This window comes from Roseococcus suduntuyensis (assembly GCF_014196305.1).
In the GTDB taxonomy this organism is placed as follows: Bacteria; Pseudomonadota; Alphaproteobacteria; order Acetobacterales; family Acetobacteraceae; genus Roseococcus; species Roseococcus suduntuyensis.
Genome location: NZ_JACIDJ010000001.1, coordinates 429,695 through 443,235, shown reverse-complemented (window position 1 = coordinate 443,235; position 13,541 = coordinate 429,695). Strand labels below are relative to the sequence as shown.

Sequence of the window (13,541 nt, the reverse complement as noted above, 5' to 3'; positions counted from 1 at the left end):
CTCTCTCCCCCGCACCCCTGCCCGGGCGTCTGCATACGCCCGCGTGAAAAGTTGAATTGTTGAAGAGTCCCGTTTTCTGCGGGTTTGCGCGCGTCATGCAGCATCACTCTTCAAGCCCTCCTGCGGTTCGGTGGCGATGATCCAGCTGGTGCCGGGGCCCGACGCGTTCTGCGTGACCTCGATCGCGATCTGCTTGCTGTCGAGCAGCGTGGCGATGGCGTCCTCCCGCTCGGCCTTCGAGAGGAACTGCGTCTTCCGGACGAAGGCGCTGCGGCTGATCCGGCCGGCCTTGCGGATCACCTCCAGGACCTTCTTGATGCGGGAATGCGCGGGCGTGTCGGCGACGAGACGCTCTGCTTCGCGCAGCAACGTGCCGATGCAGTGCTCGACCAGCGCCGAGGCCCAGGTTACGTCGCGGGCCTCGGTGATGGGCCGGGCGGGATCACGACTGACCGCGGCGATCATCGCCAGCTTCGCCGCGTTCTCGGCGTATCTACCGAACAGGGCGGTGGCGTAGGTGCCACGGTGCGACCGCAGGAGATCGGTGGCTTCGCGCCGCACGCGAGCCATGGCCGCCTCGGCGTCCGCGGTCAGCGGCACGGTATAGGCGTGGATCGGCGCCGAGGATTCCATGGCGTCGGCGATGTTCCCGCCATGGCTGTGGCCGGGCACGCCGCGGGCGACCCCCTGCAGCGCCGACACCAGCGCCGGCGGCGGATCCATCGGCGCCGGAGTCTCATTGCGCTCCGGGTAGTCGTCGTCGGTCAGGAAGACCAGGAAGCGCGCGATGGAGCCGTCCGCCAGCGCGCCACCTTCGAGCGCCGTCCACAGCGGGCCCGGGACGGTGACGCCCCAGATGCAGGCGCAGGGCTGCTCGATGGTGACGCGCGGCCGCGCCTTCTGGTCGGCGTATTCGGCGCCGATGTAGGGCTCGGCCGCCGAGGTGTAGAGCTTGGTGAGTTCCGACCAGATGGCCGCCTTATGGGCCGGCGCGCGCGCATTCAGGACGAGCTTCAGGAATTGGCCGAATTCGTCCACCTGGAACAGGCGGGCCGGATGGCGCTGCAGCGACGTGAGCAGGCCCGCCGAGGAGGCGAGATCCTCACCACCGAGGTAGCGGTCCAGGCCTGCCGCATAGATCGCCCGCTTGGCGCAACGCCGGGCATGGTCCTTGCCGCCGCCGCTGTCGGCGATGCCGATGGCGTAGACGTTGCTGCGCAGATCGGTGGGCGTGCGATACCGGCGACCGGCGATGGCGCCGACCAGGCAGATGGCGGCACCGAGCGAGAGAAACGGCTGCGGGCTGACGGCGCTGGCCGTGGCATAGTCCACGAACATGCGCAGCGTGCCATCGACCTGCAGCAGCTCGGGCGGCACGCGATACGGCTTCGGCGGCGGCGCGATCGGCAGCGGCGCGACCGCGACCTTCGCCAGCAGGCCCGCCGCGGGATGCGGCTGTGCCGCCTGCTCGGCGGCAGTTCCGTTCAGCGTCAGCGCGGGATCCGGTACCCAGCCGCGCTGCTCGGCCAGCCAGTAGATTTTCCCTGCGCCGACGCTGTGCGGCCGCAGCGAGGCCCAGCGGCGCTCGGGGGTGTCCGATCGGCCGGACTGGCCCGACTTCCCGGACCGCCGCGACCAGTCGAGCCAGAGGTCGCGCCCCTCCTCGCCGATCGCGGCCTTGATGGCGGCGCCGACGGTGATCCACTCGTTGCCCGGCAGGTCGTCATTCGGCAGCCAAGCCAGCGCCGCGGCGATGGCGTCCCGCGTGCCCTTCGGGTCGCTGGGGCCGCGCCAGGTGCTGGTCGGTGCGTCCGCCAGGATCGAGTTGACCCGGACCTCATCCGGCACGAGCTGCCAGGCCGCGTCCAGGAACGTCGCGCAACTTGCCTCGTCCACCACCGGCAGCCGGGAGAGCGGCATCTCCACCAGGCTGTCCTCCGGCCATTCATAGGGGCGGCCGGTGTCGGGGTGGACGGCATAGGCCACGAATTGCTGGCCGCGCGCCAGCAGCTCGAGGGGGTGGCGCTTCCGGCCTGCGAAGGGCGTGGCGGCGCGATAGACGAGCAGCCGCTTCGGGGCGCGGCCGATGCGCAGGCAGGCGGTATCGCCGAGCATGGAGGTGGCGAGCTCAGCGATTTGGATGGCCAGCGCGCCGTCCAGGATATCGATGTCGATGCCCACCACGGCGCCGGTGGCGATGCCAACGCCGCATCCGGGCCAGCGGCGCCAGATGTCCACCTCGAAGGGCTTCGTCGGGCGATCGCAGTGACGCGCCCAGTCTGGGTAGGGTGACCACTCCCCGCCGGTGAAGCGCCCCGGCACCTTCGTGCCCGGCATGATGGGGATGACGGAATAGCCGTTGTCGACCAGGCGCTCGCCGTAGTCCGCCATGAAGGAGCGGGCGTCCGTCATTCGCTGCAACGCTCCTGTGCGGCAATGGCGGCGTCGCAGGCACGCTCCAGGCGCAGGATTTCGGGATAGAGCGCCGCAATCTGCTCGGCAGCGCGCTGGAGCGCCTGGCGCGCCCGCTCCAGTTCGGCGTGGATCCCGCGCGCGGGGCCACGAATGTCTGATGCGAGGTCGCCAAGGTGGTGCGCAGCCCTGGCCCAGGGCGGTTGCTTCGCGCGTGGACGATACGGCTTGCGCGGCGCCGGAGCGTTCTTGGTCGCGAGGCCGGCCCGGACCTTCTCCATGTCCCAGGCGCCACTTGGCTCACGCGCGATCCGTCCGGCGCGTTCAGCCTTCTGGATCGCGGTGTGCGAAATGCCGAGCCGGCGCGCCACCTCTCGGGCAGAGGTAACGCTGCTCATCGGCAAGCACCCGCGGCGAGCGGCGGCGCGGAGTGCCGGCCCTGATCCAGCCGGCGCGCAAGCTCGTCCTGGTAGGCGGTGATGATCACCTCCAGCAGCGTCAGCCACTCAGCCTCGGTCAGCACCGCGAGGTCGGTCTTGCCGATGCTCTCCAGGTACTCGCCCGCCATGGGGCTGGCCGCCGCGATGGCGGCAATCTCGTGCTCGTCGGGATCAACCACGCCCCACCTCCGGCAGAGCGCGCTCATGCAGCGCATGGAGCAGGCGGGAAGCGGCTCGCTGGTCCGCACGCGCGGATCGAACCAGCCAAAGCCGCGCGCGGTGCGGAGACGACAGGCTGCGCATCTCACACGAACCTCGCGGCGGCGATCTCGGTGTACTGGCCGGCCGGCCGCACCTGGATCGCGATGGGACGGCGCAGCTGGTCGAGCTGTGCCAGCGCCTCATCGACCGTCACCGGGGGCGGCAGATTGCCGGCGCGGCGCCGCCACCAGCCCACCGCCTTGTCGCGCGGGAAGCCGGTGTGCTCGAAGCACACCCATTCGCTGTGACGCGCGAGGCCGCATTCGTAGGTGACGCGCAGCGACGCCGGCTTCCCGGGCTTGTCGTGGCGCGCGTAGGTGATGCCGGTCACGTCGCACCAGGCCGCCTGGATCTGCGTCGAGAGCAGCGCGTTCGACGCCGCCTGCGGCGCCACCTTCACCACCGGCGGCGGGAACTCGTGGTCGCACTCGATGCAATGCCGCGCGCTGGCGTGGTTGATGGTCTGGCACTCGGGGCACACCTTGATCGGCGCCTCGCCGTCGCCGGCGGGTTCCTTCTTCCGGCCGTCCACCGTGTCGATCGGGCCGTGCCGGGCGGTGTTGCCGGCAAAGTCCAAGACCAGGCAGTCATCCTTGCCCTCGGCGAGGCGCGTGCCGCGGCCCACCATCTGGACGTAGAGGCCGACGCTTTTCGTGGGGCGCAGCAGCGCGATGAGATCGGTGCCGGGCGCATCGAAGCCGGTGGTGAGCACATTGGCGTTGGTGACGCAGCGCAGGCGCCCGGCCTTGAACGCGGCCAGGATGCCGTCGCGCTCCGGCCCCGGCGTGTCACCCGTCACCGTCTCTGCGGAGATGCCATGTTCGCGGACGGCATCGCGGACATGGCGCGCGTGCGCTACGCCGGAGCAAAACACCAGCCACGAGCCGCGGCCCTCGCCGTGCTGGACGATCTCGGCCACAGCGGCGCGCGTGACCTCGTCCCGGTCCACCGCAGCCTCGAGGTCCTTGGCGATGAATTCGCCGCCCCGCGTGCCGACGCCGCCCACGTCGAGCTGCGTCGAGGTCTGCTTCGGGACGACGGGGCAGAGATATCCCTGCTGGATCATTTCCAGCACTGGCACCTGGAAGGCGATGTCGGTGAAAAGCCGATCCTTCCCTTCGTGCAGCATGCCGCTGTCGAGCCGATAGGGCGTGGCCGTGAAGCCGACGACCTTCAGCAGGCCAGCGTTGATTTCGTTCAGCTGGGCGAGGAATGAGCGGTACATGCCGCTGTCGCCGCGGCCGAGCAGGTGCGCCTCATCGATCAGCACCAGGTCGCAGCGCTGCACCTGCCGCGCGTGACGGTGGATCGACTGGATGCCGGCGAACAGGATCTGCGCGTGGATGTCGCGGCGCGACAGGCCGGCCGAGTAGATGCCCGCCGGCGCCTCGGGCCAGGCGCGCAGCAGCGCCATGAAGTTCTGCTGGATCAACTCCTTCACGTGGGTGAGGATCAGAACGCGGGTGTCGCCATAGGCGGCGATCGCCTCACGCGTGAAGCCGGCGATGCACAGGCTCTTGCCGGTGCCGGTCGGCATCACGACCAGCGGATTGCCGCTGCTGGCCGAGAAATAGTCGTAGAGCGCCTCGATGGCGGCGCGCTGGTACGGGCGGAGGGAGAGGGTCATGCCGCCACTCCCATCGCCGCAGCATCCACCTTGCTGAGCCAGCGCCCGCCCGTCTCGCAGCCGGTGCAGATCAGCTCGGCGATGTGCGGCCCCTTGCCGGGTCCGACCCGATAGATCGTGGCGCGACAGATCCGGCATGGCAGGTGCGAGACAGTGTCCGGCCGCGCCGCGGCGGGCACGCCGTCACGCCATTCGGTGCCGTCCGGCAGCCGATAGCTGACCCAGTCCTCGCCCGCGTCGACCTGCTCCGCGGCCACGAAGTCCGGCAGATAGAGATGGGCCGCGCAGCCTGCCTCCTGGTCGCGCCGGCCGAGAGGGGCGTGGTGGCGCGCGCAATGCCAGTCCCCACCCTGGGCAGGCGACGCATGCAGGCAGGACCGGCAATGCCGCTCCGGCGCCGCGCCGGCATGACAGACGGTGTGGTGGTCGCAGAAGCGGCACTGCCACCAAGCGGGATCTTGGCTGATGCGGGCCGGCGGCCGGGGGGCGCGAATGATGCGCTCGGCCTTGGCCAGGATGCGCAGCCCGGCCTCGGCATCGCGCCGGATGCGCTCCTGGTAGAGCTCATCCGTGTCCTTGCAGACCGCCAGGTAGAAGGCGCGATTGAGGCCGGCGAGCTGCATGTACGCCTGCATCTGCGCCCAATGCAGCGGCTTGGACGCCGCCACGCCCTCGGTCTTCAGCTTGGCGAAGGACTTGGCGCTGTGGGTCTTGAACTCGCAGACGTGCCAAGTCGCCGGCGCCTCGGGCAGGCCGATCGCCACGGCGTCCATGCTGCCGCCGAAGTGGCCGGAGGCATCGCGCAGGTTCCACTGGCGCCCTGTCGCGGGATCCAGGTCCAGGACCGTCACGCCGATGCGCCGCAGGTCGGCGACGAAGCGGGCCTCGGCTAGATTGCCGGTTTCGAACAGCCGCAGCAGCCGGCCGGTGTGGCGCGCACGGGTGGCCCAGCGGAAGGAATACCAGATGGCCCGCTCGCATTCCGTGCCGATCAGCGAGGCGCCGAGGTGCGCGCGATAGCCGCTATCCGCCGCCGCCTCATAGGACGCGTAGATGGCGGTGACGGTGGGACATGCGGGCGGAGGAAGGGCAGCCATGACCTGATCCTGCTTCGAGGGAGAGAGGCCGGCAGGCGGACGGCCTGCCGGCTGGTGATCAGGCATTGCGGCGCCAGGGCGGGGTCGCTGCCGCGCCGGTGCGGGCGGCCGGCGGAGGCGCCGCGGCGGCCGGACGAGGCCCCGGGCTGGCAGGACGCGGGGCGATGCCGGGGGCCGCGCCCGCGTTGGCCGCGGAGTAGCCAGCCACCTTGTTCCGCGCCTCGCGGTGCACGCCGTACTTGTCGTTTCCGGCCGGCTCGACCTTCAGGGTTACGATCAGCGGCTTGAAGTGCAGCTGCTCGCTGTCGCTGACATGCACCTGGCCCACCGCGTGGCAGATGGCGGACAGCGTGCGCTGCGCGATCTCGACTGTCTGCTCGTTGCGGTTCACCAAGTTGAGCTGGTCGAAGATCTTCCGGCGCGCCGAGGGGCCTTCCAGCACCTCGAACACCAGCTTGAGGAGCTGCCCGTCACCGGCCTTGGTCGGCAGCATCTCGCTCTCGATCAGGTGCGCGAGGTATTTGCCGGGCGGCAGCACCTCGAGCGGGACGGCGGGGGCGACTTCGGTCGCGTCAAAGGTTCCATTGAGGGATGCCATGGGTCAGCTCCGGGCTTCGGTGGTGGAGGCGGGGGCGGCGCTGGGCGGCATCGCGTAGAAGGGGATGCCGGCGGCGAGCTCGGGCCAGGACAGCGGCAGCGTCTCGGCCAGGCCGAAGCGGTTCTTCGCGAGGAAGGCCGGCCGCTCGGCGGTGTGCAGCAGGCGGTCGCCGCCGCTCACGCCGCGGACCACCTTTTTGTTGAAGCCGACGTCCGACTTCAGCGTGCTGACGCGGTAGTTTGCGAAGAGCACGGCATCGACATGCTCCTGCACCAGGGCCGATGCGCTGCGATGCAGCTTCGGCTGGTACCGGTCGTAGGGTTCGGTCTCAGGGCTATCGAAGCGCCGGATCTCGGCGTGCGCGATCAGGATCACGCCCATGCCGCGCTCGTCGCGCAGCGCGTTCACGCCGTCGAGGAAGCTGCGCCATGTGTCCAACGCAGCGAGGTAGCCCTTGCCGTAGCCGAAGGACTCGATGTCCGGCTGGTTGTGCGTCTGCGCTGTGTGCTGCCAGACCAGAGGCTCCAGCCAATCGAGGCTGTCCACAACCAGCGTCTCGAAGTCGTGCGCCTCGGTGTAGAGGCTGCCGAGCGCCTCCATCACCGCGTCGAAGCTGCGCAGCACGCCGAAGGTGGATGCGCTGATCGTGCCGAGGCCATCCTCGGTCTGCACCACCACCGGCCGTGGCGCGGAGGTCGCGAACAGCGTCTTGCCGACACCGGCCACGCCATAGGTGAGCAGCCGGGGCGGGCGCGCGTCGCCACCACGCCGCAGGGATGCGAGGGAGATCGCCATCAGTGCGCCTCCCCCTTCGCGGCGCGCGGCTTGGCCTTGATGACGTCGACCTTGATGTCGCCGCCGGCGCGCGCGACGACCTCGGTGAAGCTGTCGAGCGTCGGCTCGAAGGCGGCGACGTCCTTCGCGCGGGCGACTGCATCACCCTGCAGCGGGATGACGACCTGGATGCGGAGCTCATGCGCCATCACGCGGCGTCCTTCTGTTCGAGGGTGTAGGAGGGGCGACCGGTGGCGACGGTGCGCGCCGGCTCGAAGACCGCACGGATGCGCGGCGGCCAGGCCGTGAAGCGGCTTTCCGGCACGCGGATCTCGGTGGTGACGTAGTCCGCGGGGTCCTCGCCCCACGCCACGATGGTGGCGACCGCCGCGGCCAGCTTCGGCTGGTCCCACGCCGCCTTCTTCGGGAGGTCGGCGACGACCTCGAAGGCGTCATCCGTGATGCGGACGCGGCCGGTGTCCTTGCCCTCGACGCGACGGGCGGCCGCCGCAGGGGCGCCATAGCGGGCATGCAGCGCGTCGTGCAGCAGGTCGGCGAGGTGCTTGGCATCGGCCTTCAGCGCCCCGACCTCTTCCAGCAGCAGCGCCAGATGATCGACGGGCAGGCGGGCGGCCTGCGCGGCGTCCATCTTGCGCAGCTGCGCCAGAGTGGTTCGGTTGGTCATGGTGGTCCCGTTCAACGAGGAGGTGCCCGGCTGGATGGGCGATGCAGGCGGCCGGGCGGGCGCGGGCATCGGCATGGGGAGGGCGCTCATCGGATGGTCACCAGCTCAGCGAGCCAGAGGAGCGCGATGAAGCCGCCGGCCAGCAGCGCACCGCTGGCGAGATTCCGGAGGGCTTCGCCGATGGCGTGCACGCGGCGGGCGGTGCGCGGGCTCACGGCGTCGCCCCGGCGATGGCATCGGCCGGCGGCAGCGGACCTTCCTCGGCCTGGCGCGCGCGCTGGGCGCGCTCGCGATCGGCATCGGGCTCCGTGCAGCGCACGCTGCGGCGCGCGATCTCGATCCAGACGTGGAGCGGCAGGACCACCATCGGCGTCGCGCGATCGCGCCAGAGGAACAGCGCGTCGTTGCCGCCGAGCCAGCGCTCCAGCGTCTTGAATCCGTCGCCCTCGCCGCGCGCCTTGACCTCGGCCTTCACCGGCTCGGCGCCGCGGACATAGAGATGGACGTCGGCGCCGTTGCCGCGGTACCGGACGGCACCGGAGAGCGGCACGCGTTCGGCGCGCAGGCCGCACTTCATGTGGATTTCGACGATCGCGCGCTCGCGGCGCAGGCCCTTATCGCGGGAGGATTTGCCCATGGCCGGCCTCACGCCGCCTGCCGGTGGGTCTGCATGATCCGGCCCAGCCGGCGCAGCAGCCCCCCGCGGCGGATGCAGTCGCCACCGTGCTCGATGAGGTACTTCCCAGCCTCGTCGATCTCCTGCGGCAGCAGGTGGCTCGGCAGCAGCGGAACGAAGGCGTTGCGGCTGGGGACGAAGACCTCACCGCGGCCGATCTGCTCGACGGTCGCCCGCGCATCCTGCGGGAACATCTCCATCTGCTCGGCGCGCAGCCCCTCGGCGTGGTCGGCGCTTTCGGCGCTGCGCTTGAGGTCGTCGCGGATCAGCTTGTTCAGCGCGGTCGAGAGCACGACGGCGAACAGCTGATCATCCTGGCGGATGGTCTCGGACGCGCTGCGGACGATCTCGCCCACAATGGCGGGGACGTTGCCGCGGTGGTGGACGCTGATGCGGGCTTCGCGGATCAGCGTCCGCATGCGGTCATGCGGAGTGGTCATGTTCGTTCTCCAGGGCGTTGATCCAGAGCGGCAGCCGCTGCAGCGCCTCGCGGGCCTCGCCGCGCAGATCGGCGAGCAGGGCTCGCGGGCTGCGGCCGGCGAGCGAGGCGAAGTCGGTGGGCAGGGTCGCCACGGTGAGGACGGCCGCCGTCCAGTCGGCCCAATCCGCGCCGATCGGCGCGACCTTCGGCGGCTCGGGCGGCGGGGATGGACGCTTGGTGCGGGGCGGCGGCGAACCGATGGTGGCGTGAACGGCATCGCGTACCGCGCCGCGGAGCCCTGCCATGGTCGGCGGCGCCCCGTCGGCGCGGGACTGCGCGAAGTACGCCTCCATCGCGGCGCGGCCCGCGGCCTGGGCCTGCTCCTCACGCCCCCCGGCCAATTCCTCGTAGCGCTGGGCGGTGCTGGTGGAGATGCCGGCATCAGCCAGGGCCTGGGCCTTCGAAATGCCCACCGCTGGGAACTTCGAGCCACCGCCTGCGCCGCCAGGCTCGGCACGTTCCAACTCGCGGCTCAGCTCGCCGATGCGCACGCAGGCGCGGAGGTGGATCTCGCGCACCCAGACTTCGAGCTCGCGGTCATCGCGCTGGCGGGAGTAGGCGGCGAGCGCCGCGGCCTTGTCGCGGATCTCCGAGGCCTCATCGATGCGGGCACATTCGGCCAGCGCGGTGCGGGCCTGCTCGTAGCGGACCAGCGCGCTCATCAGGCGGTCACCGCGACCGGCACGCCGGCATGGGACGGCTGCGTAGTGCCGGTGGCGTCGCGGGTCTGCGCCGCCTCGAAGGCCTCAATATCCTCGAGGCGATAGGCGACGCGGCCGCCCAGCTTCAGGAAGGCGGGCCCCTGGCCGAGCCAGCGCCAGCGCTCCAACGTGCGGGGGCTGAGGCACCAGCGGCGCGCCACCTCCGTCTGCGTCAGATGCTTCACTGTCATCGGGGCGGTACCTCCAAGCGCGTCGTGTTCACGCGAGGAAGAATGCGTCCCTGGGTGGGGGGAGATCGGGGGGAGTGGAGGGGGAGATCAGGGGGAGTGCGACCCCCGGCCAGGATTTTCCCGCCGTGGCGGGATCGGGATTCTGCCTACCCGGTCGCTTGGTCAGTTGGCTCCAGGCAGAAGCCGCACAGCCCCGCCTTCTCGTTCAGCAGCTTTCCCCAGGCAGGGTGGTGCTTGAATGTGTCGCGCAGCCGGGTGGAGAGATCCATGTCCAGGGCGGCGATGATCCTGGCCGTGGGCACCTGCACTTCTCCTTCAAGATAGGCTGCATAGAGATGCATGATGACGCGACGCTGCGTGTCACCCTTCGGGAAGCGATAGATCTCACCGCGAAGATGCACTTCGCGACCATCACCGATGACGAGCAGTTCCCCGCCAGCGGCGCCGGTTGGCACGCCATCCAGATACGCGGCGAGGACCTCGGGGCCGATACTGACGTCCACCTGTCCGGCAAGGACATCGTGCAGCGAGAGAATGGCGTGTCGCGGTATCGCGGACTCAGGCAGATGGTCGAGGCGCGTGCTGGTCAGGATGATTCGCTGACGCGCGGGCGGCCGTGCGCGAACCGCCCCCTTGATCTGTTGCCAAACACCAGGATGCGCCATGCGCCTGGCGAACCAGAGCTGAACATGATGGGCGCGGCCGGGAAGCCGAACGTCGCCAAGGTCCCACAGGAAGTCAGGCACGATGCAGGCGATGTCCGCTCCGGGCGCCCGCCGCTGCGCCTCGATCACACACCCCAGGACCTGCTCGATTTGCAGGACGTACCGTGCAAGCTGCATGTCCGGCAGCGGCACCCAGCCGGCACCCGCGGTGAACGTCCCGAAAGCGCCACGGTCAGGGCACCAGGTCGCCGCGGTCGGCACATCCTCGTGATCCGCCGGGGAGGCCGCCGCAACCTCATACCCCTCGGCATGGAGCAGGCCGGCCTTCTGCAGTGCCGCTGCCGCATCGGGATAGAGGTCGTTGACGGTGACCGCCGACAGGGAGGCCACCGGCAACTCGAGCGCGGCGAGCAGGAGATCGAGACCCTCTGCCCCGAGTGGCGCTGTCACGTCACACGTCCACCACGAGCCCCCAGCGGCGCAGGTACTTCTCGCCGATCATCCTCTCGGCCTCGGTGCGATCCTTCAGGTCACAGCCCCGCGGCAGCGAAATGTTGAGGTTCAGCGTCCGCGCCGTGCGGCCATGTGGCCCGGCCCGCAGCCGGATGGACAGGCGAGCCTGAATGATGGCCCAGCCGCCCCGAAAGGGATCGCCGGTGCCAAGACGCTCCGCGGCCATGGCCCAGATATCGGTGGGCGCGGTGCGCGCGCATTCCAGGCCCATGCGCTGGCCCTGCGTGTCGAGCGGGATGAAGCGGAGCATGACGACCTTCACCTCCTCGATTGCGTCCACCGCATCGACCGGGAAGGCGTGACGCCGGAGAAGGGGGCGCAGATCATACAGCCGCACCCCAACCCGCTCGTCGCGGAATTCGGTCTCCAGCAGATGCTGCGCGAAGAGCCGGACCAGATCGACGCGGGTATTGCGATCGGGACCGACCACCTCGATGACGCCGCTGGTGCGGTCATAGGTGATGGCGGCCTCGACCACGGGCCGGCGCGGCTGCCGATCCAGCGTGCCGCCGACGAAGACCAGTTCCTCATCCAGCCGACCTTCGCGGTAGATGGTCACCTGGACGAGTTCAGCGGGCGCTTCCTCGAAGATCGGCCGGGTGCGATCGTAGATGTCGATGTGGACGTTCGGGCTCTCGAAACGGTCCTTGATGGCCACCTCGAACGCTGTCCGCGGCTCGCCGTGGCGGCGCACATCTAGTCCGGTTTCACCACGGAAGCCGTCCCACAACCGGCCATTGCGCTTGTCGTCAGCATAGCGGGCTTCCTCTGCTCGCCGGAAACCGGGCCGGTCATCCAGGAACATGGTCACCGCGCGGGCGTGCCCGCTGCCGAGAGCTTCGAGCGCGGCCCGATCGACCGCCACGCCGAACAGCGCCGTCTGGCCTTCCTCGTCGGACATTTCAGAGATGCGCTCCGCCTCGGCCCGGACCCTCCCTCGCAGGGCAGCGTCCCATCCCGCCATGGCCAGCGACAGGCTGCGCACCAGCTCCGGCTGGCTGGCACTCCATTCGAAGTCGGCCGGAAATGCGCCGCCGGTCTGCTGGAAGTAGCGGTGCAGGAGGGCGGGGGGCGTGCTGCGCAGGAATGTGCTGAAGGCCGGCATGTGGGCTCCGTTGAGGGTTCATTACCAGCGGCGCTGGCGATCCGCTAAACGGCGTATCAAGAATCGGTGTGCGGGCACAAGCGAAAAGATACGCACACCTGCGTAGTGGGGTCGGCTCAGCCGAACAGTGTGGGCGGCCCCGCCGAATCGGCTAGGAGGCTCAGTTTACGCAGGCGAACCCGCGCCGCCTCAGCGGAAACCTGGAAGCTGGCCATGACATGTCGCTCCGCTTCCGCGGCGGGCACCGTGCCTATGACTGCGGCGCCATGGATCCCCTGGTCGCGCAGCAGGTCCCCAACGGACCGGCGCACCCGTTGGGCCGGCATCAGGATGGCGCCGCTGAAATAGCCGGCCTGCCATTCCAGCCAGTCGAACTCGGTGGTCCCCATCATGCTGTCGCGCTTGCAGACTGTCCGTGGCTCGGCACGTGCGGCCTCGAACATGTGCGGCGGCGCGGCGAACACGTGGTCGAACACGGCGCGGTGATAGAAGGCGTGGCCCAGCTCATGGGCCAGCGTGGTGCGAAGACGGTTCTGCCGGTTGGCCTGCTCGGTCAGCTGGACGGAGATGAGGACCTGCGGCAGCTGGTCGGGTAGGAAGCAGGTCATCCCCTCGACGTCGTCGCCCTCGTCCGAGAGGTCGGCATACTGGTCGAGGCTGCTGCTATACCGCTCGACCAGCACGGTGAGGTCATCAGTGGAGAGCGGGAAACGTACCTCGCCATGGCGCTCCTGCAGGAAGGCCGTGACCAGCCGCTCGCAATCGCGGTCGATCTCCGCTGGGCGCAGGTAGAGACGCTGCGGAAAGCGCCCCGATTTATCGACCAGCCAGCCCACCGCCTCGAGCCCCTATTTCGACAGGCTTCGCCGGAAGGCCCGGAAGGCCTTGGCCGTGTTGGCTGGGTCAGTGGCCGCCAGCCGGAGATCTTCGGGGATTTTACCAGCGAGAACAAACAGGTAGTCCTCATCCTCGCCAAGAGCCCGGGCGAATTCCCGTATCAGGTGATCGGAGGTCGGGCTGCGGCGGTCGTGCTCGATGTCGTTGAGATATTGCGGCGATATCGACCCCGAGCCGTCCTCCTTCTGGACAGCGGCAGCCAGATCCTTCTGGCTGATCCCCTTCTTCTTTCTGGCGCCAATGATGGCCTGTCCCAGGGTGGTGGTTGGCGCTGTCATCGCCCTTGCATCCGGCGAAATCCTTGCCTGTGGCACTTAGCGGAGTGGCGTAGTCGGCGCCTGAGTCCTACGTCAAGCCGCGAAGCTGGACGTGGCGCAGGATTTAGCTTCCGGGATGGGCCCCTGCGCCGGCGCCGATT

18 protein-coding genes are annotated in these 13,541 nt (G+C 69.6%); all 18 read right to left on the bottom strand.

The window, feature by feature from the left end; all coding sequences use genetic code 11:
* Positions 1–93: 93 nt before the first annotated feature.
* Entirely contained in the window at positions 94–2,412 is a 2,319-nt protein-coding gene (locus GGQ83_RS02050) for a bifunctional DNA primase/polymerase (RefSeq protein WP_184381933.1), read from the bottom strand.
* Positions 2,409–2,810, bottom strand: a complete 402-nt coding sequence (locus GGQ83_RS02045; protein ID WP_184381932.1) for a hypothetical protein — start codon at positions 2,808–2,810, stop codon at positions 2,409–2,411. Before GGQ83_RS02045 ends, GGQ83_RS02050 begins: the two co-directional genes overlap by 4 nt.
* Entirely contained in the window at positions 2,807–3,031 is a 225-nt protein-coding gene (locus GGQ83_RS02040) for a DUF6511 domain-containing protein (RefSeq protein ID WP_184381931.1), read from the bottom strand. Before GGQ83_RS02040 ends, GGQ83_RS02045 begins: the two co-directional genes overlap by 4 nt.
* Before the next feature lie 125 nt (positions 3,032–3,156).
* A complete protein-coding gene (locus GGQ83_RS02035; RefSeq protein WP_184381930.1) occupies positions 3,157–4,740 on the bottom strand; it encodes a DEAD/DEAH box helicase in 1,584 nt (527 codons plus the stop codon).
* The gene (locus GGQ83_RS02030) at positions 4,737–5,837 is read right to left on the bottom strand and encodes a PD-(D/E)XK nuclease family protein (protein ID WP_184381929.1); all 1,101 of its coding nucleotides are present in this window, start codon (positions 5,835–5,837) and stop codon (positions 4,737–4,739) included. The genes GGQ83_RS02035 and GGQ83_RS02030 overlap by 4 nt, the downstream gene beginning before the upstream one ends.
* 58 nt (positions 5,838–5,895) lie before the next feature.
* Positions 5,896–6,435, bottom strand: a complete 540-nt coding sequence (locus GGQ83_RS02025; RefSeq protein WP_184381928.1) for a DUF669 domain-containing protein — start codon at positions 6,433–6,435, stop codon at positions 5,896–5,898.
* A 3-nt stretch (positions 6,436–6,438) separates the two neighbouring features.
* The gene (locus GGQ83_RS02020) at positions 6,439–7,230 is read right to left on the bottom strand and encodes an ATP-binding protein (protein ID WP_184381927.1); all 792 of its coding nucleotides are present in this window, start codon (positions 7,228–7,230) and stop codon (positions 6,439–6,441) included.
* Positions 7,230–7,418: a hypothetical protein gene (locus GGQ83_RS02015; protein ID WP_184381926.1), complete on the bottom strand. Its 189-nt coding sequence runs from the start codon at positions 7,416–7,418 to the stop codon at positions 7,230–7,232. The genes GGQ83_RS02020 and GGQ83_RS02015 overlap by 1 nt, the downstream gene beginning before the upstream one ends.
* A complete protein-coding gene (locus GGQ83_RS02010) occupies positions 7,418–7,894 on the bottom strand; it encodes a hypothetical protein (RefSeq protein ID WP_184381925.1) in 477 nt (158 codons plus the stop codon). Before GGQ83_RS02010 ends, GGQ83_RS02015 begins: the two co-directional genes overlap by 1 nt.
* Before the next feature lie 86 nt (positions 7,895–7,980).
* The gene (locus GGQ83_RS19990) at positions 7,981–8,109 is read right to left on the bottom strand and encodes a hypothetical protein (protein WP_260170359.1); all 129 of its coding nucleotides are present in this window, start codon (positions 8,107–8,109) and stop codon (positions 7,981–7,983) included.
* Positions 8,106–8,531: a hypothetical protein gene (locus GGQ83_RS02005; RefSeq protein WP_184381924.1), complete on the bottom strand. Its 426-nt coding sequence runs from the start codon at positions 8,529–8,531 to the stop codon at positions 8,106–8,108. Before GGQ83_RS02005 ends, GGQ83_RS19990 begins: the two co-directional genes overlap by 4 nt.
* An 8-nt stretch (positions 8,532–8,539) precedes the next feature.
* On the bottom strand, positions 8,540–9,010 hold the full coding sequence (locus tag GGQ83_RS02000) for a hypothetical protein (RefSeq protein ID WP_184381923.1): 471 nt from the start codon (positions 9,008–9,010) through the stop codon (positions 8,540–8,542).
* A complete protein-coding gene (locus GGQ83_RS01995; RefSeq protein WP_184381922.1) occupies positions 8,994–9,713 on the bottom strand; it encodes a hypothetical protein in 720 nt (239 codons plus the stop codon). Before GGQ83_RS01995 ends, GGQ83_RS02000 begins: the two co-directional genes overlap by 17 nt.
* Positions 9,713–9,943: a helix-turn-helix transcriptional regulator gene (locus GGQ83_RS01990; RefSeq protein ID WP_184381921.1), complete on the bottom strand. Its 231-nt coding sequence runs from the start codon at positions 9,941–9,943 to the stop codon at positions 9,713–9,715. The genes GGQ83_RS01995 and GGQ83_RS01990 overlap by 1 nt, the downstream gene beginning before the upstream one ends.
* 146 nt (positions 9,944–10,089) lie before the next feature.
* Positions 10,090–11,058: a hypothetical protein gene (locus GGQ83_RS01985; RefSeq protein ID WP_184381920.1), complete on the bottom strand. Its 969-nt coding sequence runs from the start codon at positions 11,056–11,058 to the stop codon at positions 10,090–10,092.
* A 1-nt stretch (position 11,059) separates the two neighbouring features.
* Positions 11,060–12,226: a hypothetical protein gene (locus GGQ83_RS01980; protein ID WP_184381919.1), complete on the bottom strand. Its 1,167-nt coding sequence runs from the start codon at positions 12,224–12,226 to the stop codon at positions 11,060–11,062.
* Positions 12,227–12,342: 116 nt separating this feature from the next.
* The gene (locus GGQ83_RS01975) at positions 12,343–13,062 is read right to left on the bottom strand and encodes an ImmA/IrrE family metallo-endopeptidase (protein WP_184381918.1); all 720 of its coding nucleotides are present in this window, start codon (positions 13,060–13,062) and stop codon (positions 12,343–12,345) included.
* A 12-nt stretch (positions 13,063–13,074) separates the two neighbouring features.
* Positions 13,075–13,401 carry a helix-turn-helix domain-containing protein gene (locus GGQ83_RS01970; protein ID WP_184381917.1) on the bottom strand — a complete coding sequence of 109 codons (327 nt, stop codon included), beginning with the start codon at positions 13,399–13,401 and terminating at the stop codon, positions 13,075–13,077.
* Positions 13,402–13,541: the final 140 nt, after the last annotated feature.

Coding starts and splice junctions, on each gene's coding strand:
- GGQ83_RS02025 (WP_184381928.1), bottom strand. CDS start 6,435: ATGGCATCCCTCAATGGAACCTTTGACGCGACCGAAGTCGCCCCCGCC.
- GGQ83_RS01995 (WP_184381922.1), bottom strand. CDS start 9,713: ATGAGCGCGCTGGTCCGCTACGAGCAGGCCCGCACCGCGCTGGCCGAA.
- GGQ83_RS01980 (WP_184381919.1), bottom strand. CDS start 12,226: ATGCCGGCCTTCAGCACATTCCTGCGCAGCACGCCCCCCGCCCTCCTG.
- GGQ83_RS01990 (WP_184381921.1), bottom strand. CDS start 9,943: ATGACAGTGAAGCATCTGACGCAGACGGAGGTGGCGCGCCGCTGGTGC.
- GGQ83_RS02010 (WP_184381925.1), bottom strand. CDS start 7,894: ATGACCAACCGAACCACTCTGGCGCAGCTGCGCAAGATGGACGCCGCG.
- GGQ83_RS02045 (WP_184381932.1), bottom strand. CDS start 2,810: ATGAGCAGCGTTACCTCTGCCCGAGAGGTGGCGCGCCGGCTCGGCATT.
- GGQ83_RS02030 (WP_184381929.1), bottom strand. CDS start 5,837: ATGGCTGCCCTTCCTCCGCCCGCATGTCCCACCGTCACCGCCATCTAC.
- GGQ83_RS02050 (WP_184381933.1), bottom strand. CDS start 2,412: ATGACGGACGCCCGCTCCTTCATGGCGGACTACGGCGAGCGCCTGGTC.
- GGQ83_RS01970 (WP_184381917.1), bottom strand. CDS start 13,401: ATGACAGCGCCAACCACCACCCTGGGACAGGCCATCATTGGCGCCAGA.
- GGQ83_RS02035 (WP_184381930.1), bottom strand. CDS start 4,740: ATGACCCTCTCCCTCCGCCCGTACCAGCGCGCCGCCATCGAGGCGCTC.
- GGQ83_RS02015 (WP_184381926.1), bottom strand. CDS start 7,418: ATGGCGCATGAGCTCCGCATCCAGGTCGTCATCCCGCTGCAGGGTGAT.
- GGQ83_RS02020 (WP_184381927.1), bottom strand. CDS start 7,230: ATGGCGATCTCCCTCGCATCCCTGCGGCGTGGTGGCGACGCGCGCCCG.
- GGQ83_RS02005 (WP_184381924.1), bottom strand. CDS start 8,531: ATGGGCAAATCCTCCCGCGATAAGGGCCTGCGCCGCGAGCGCGCGATC.
- GGQ83_RS02000 (WP_184381923.1), bottom strand. CDS start 9,010: ATGACCACTCCGCATGACCGCATGCGGACGCTGATCCGCGAAGCCCGC.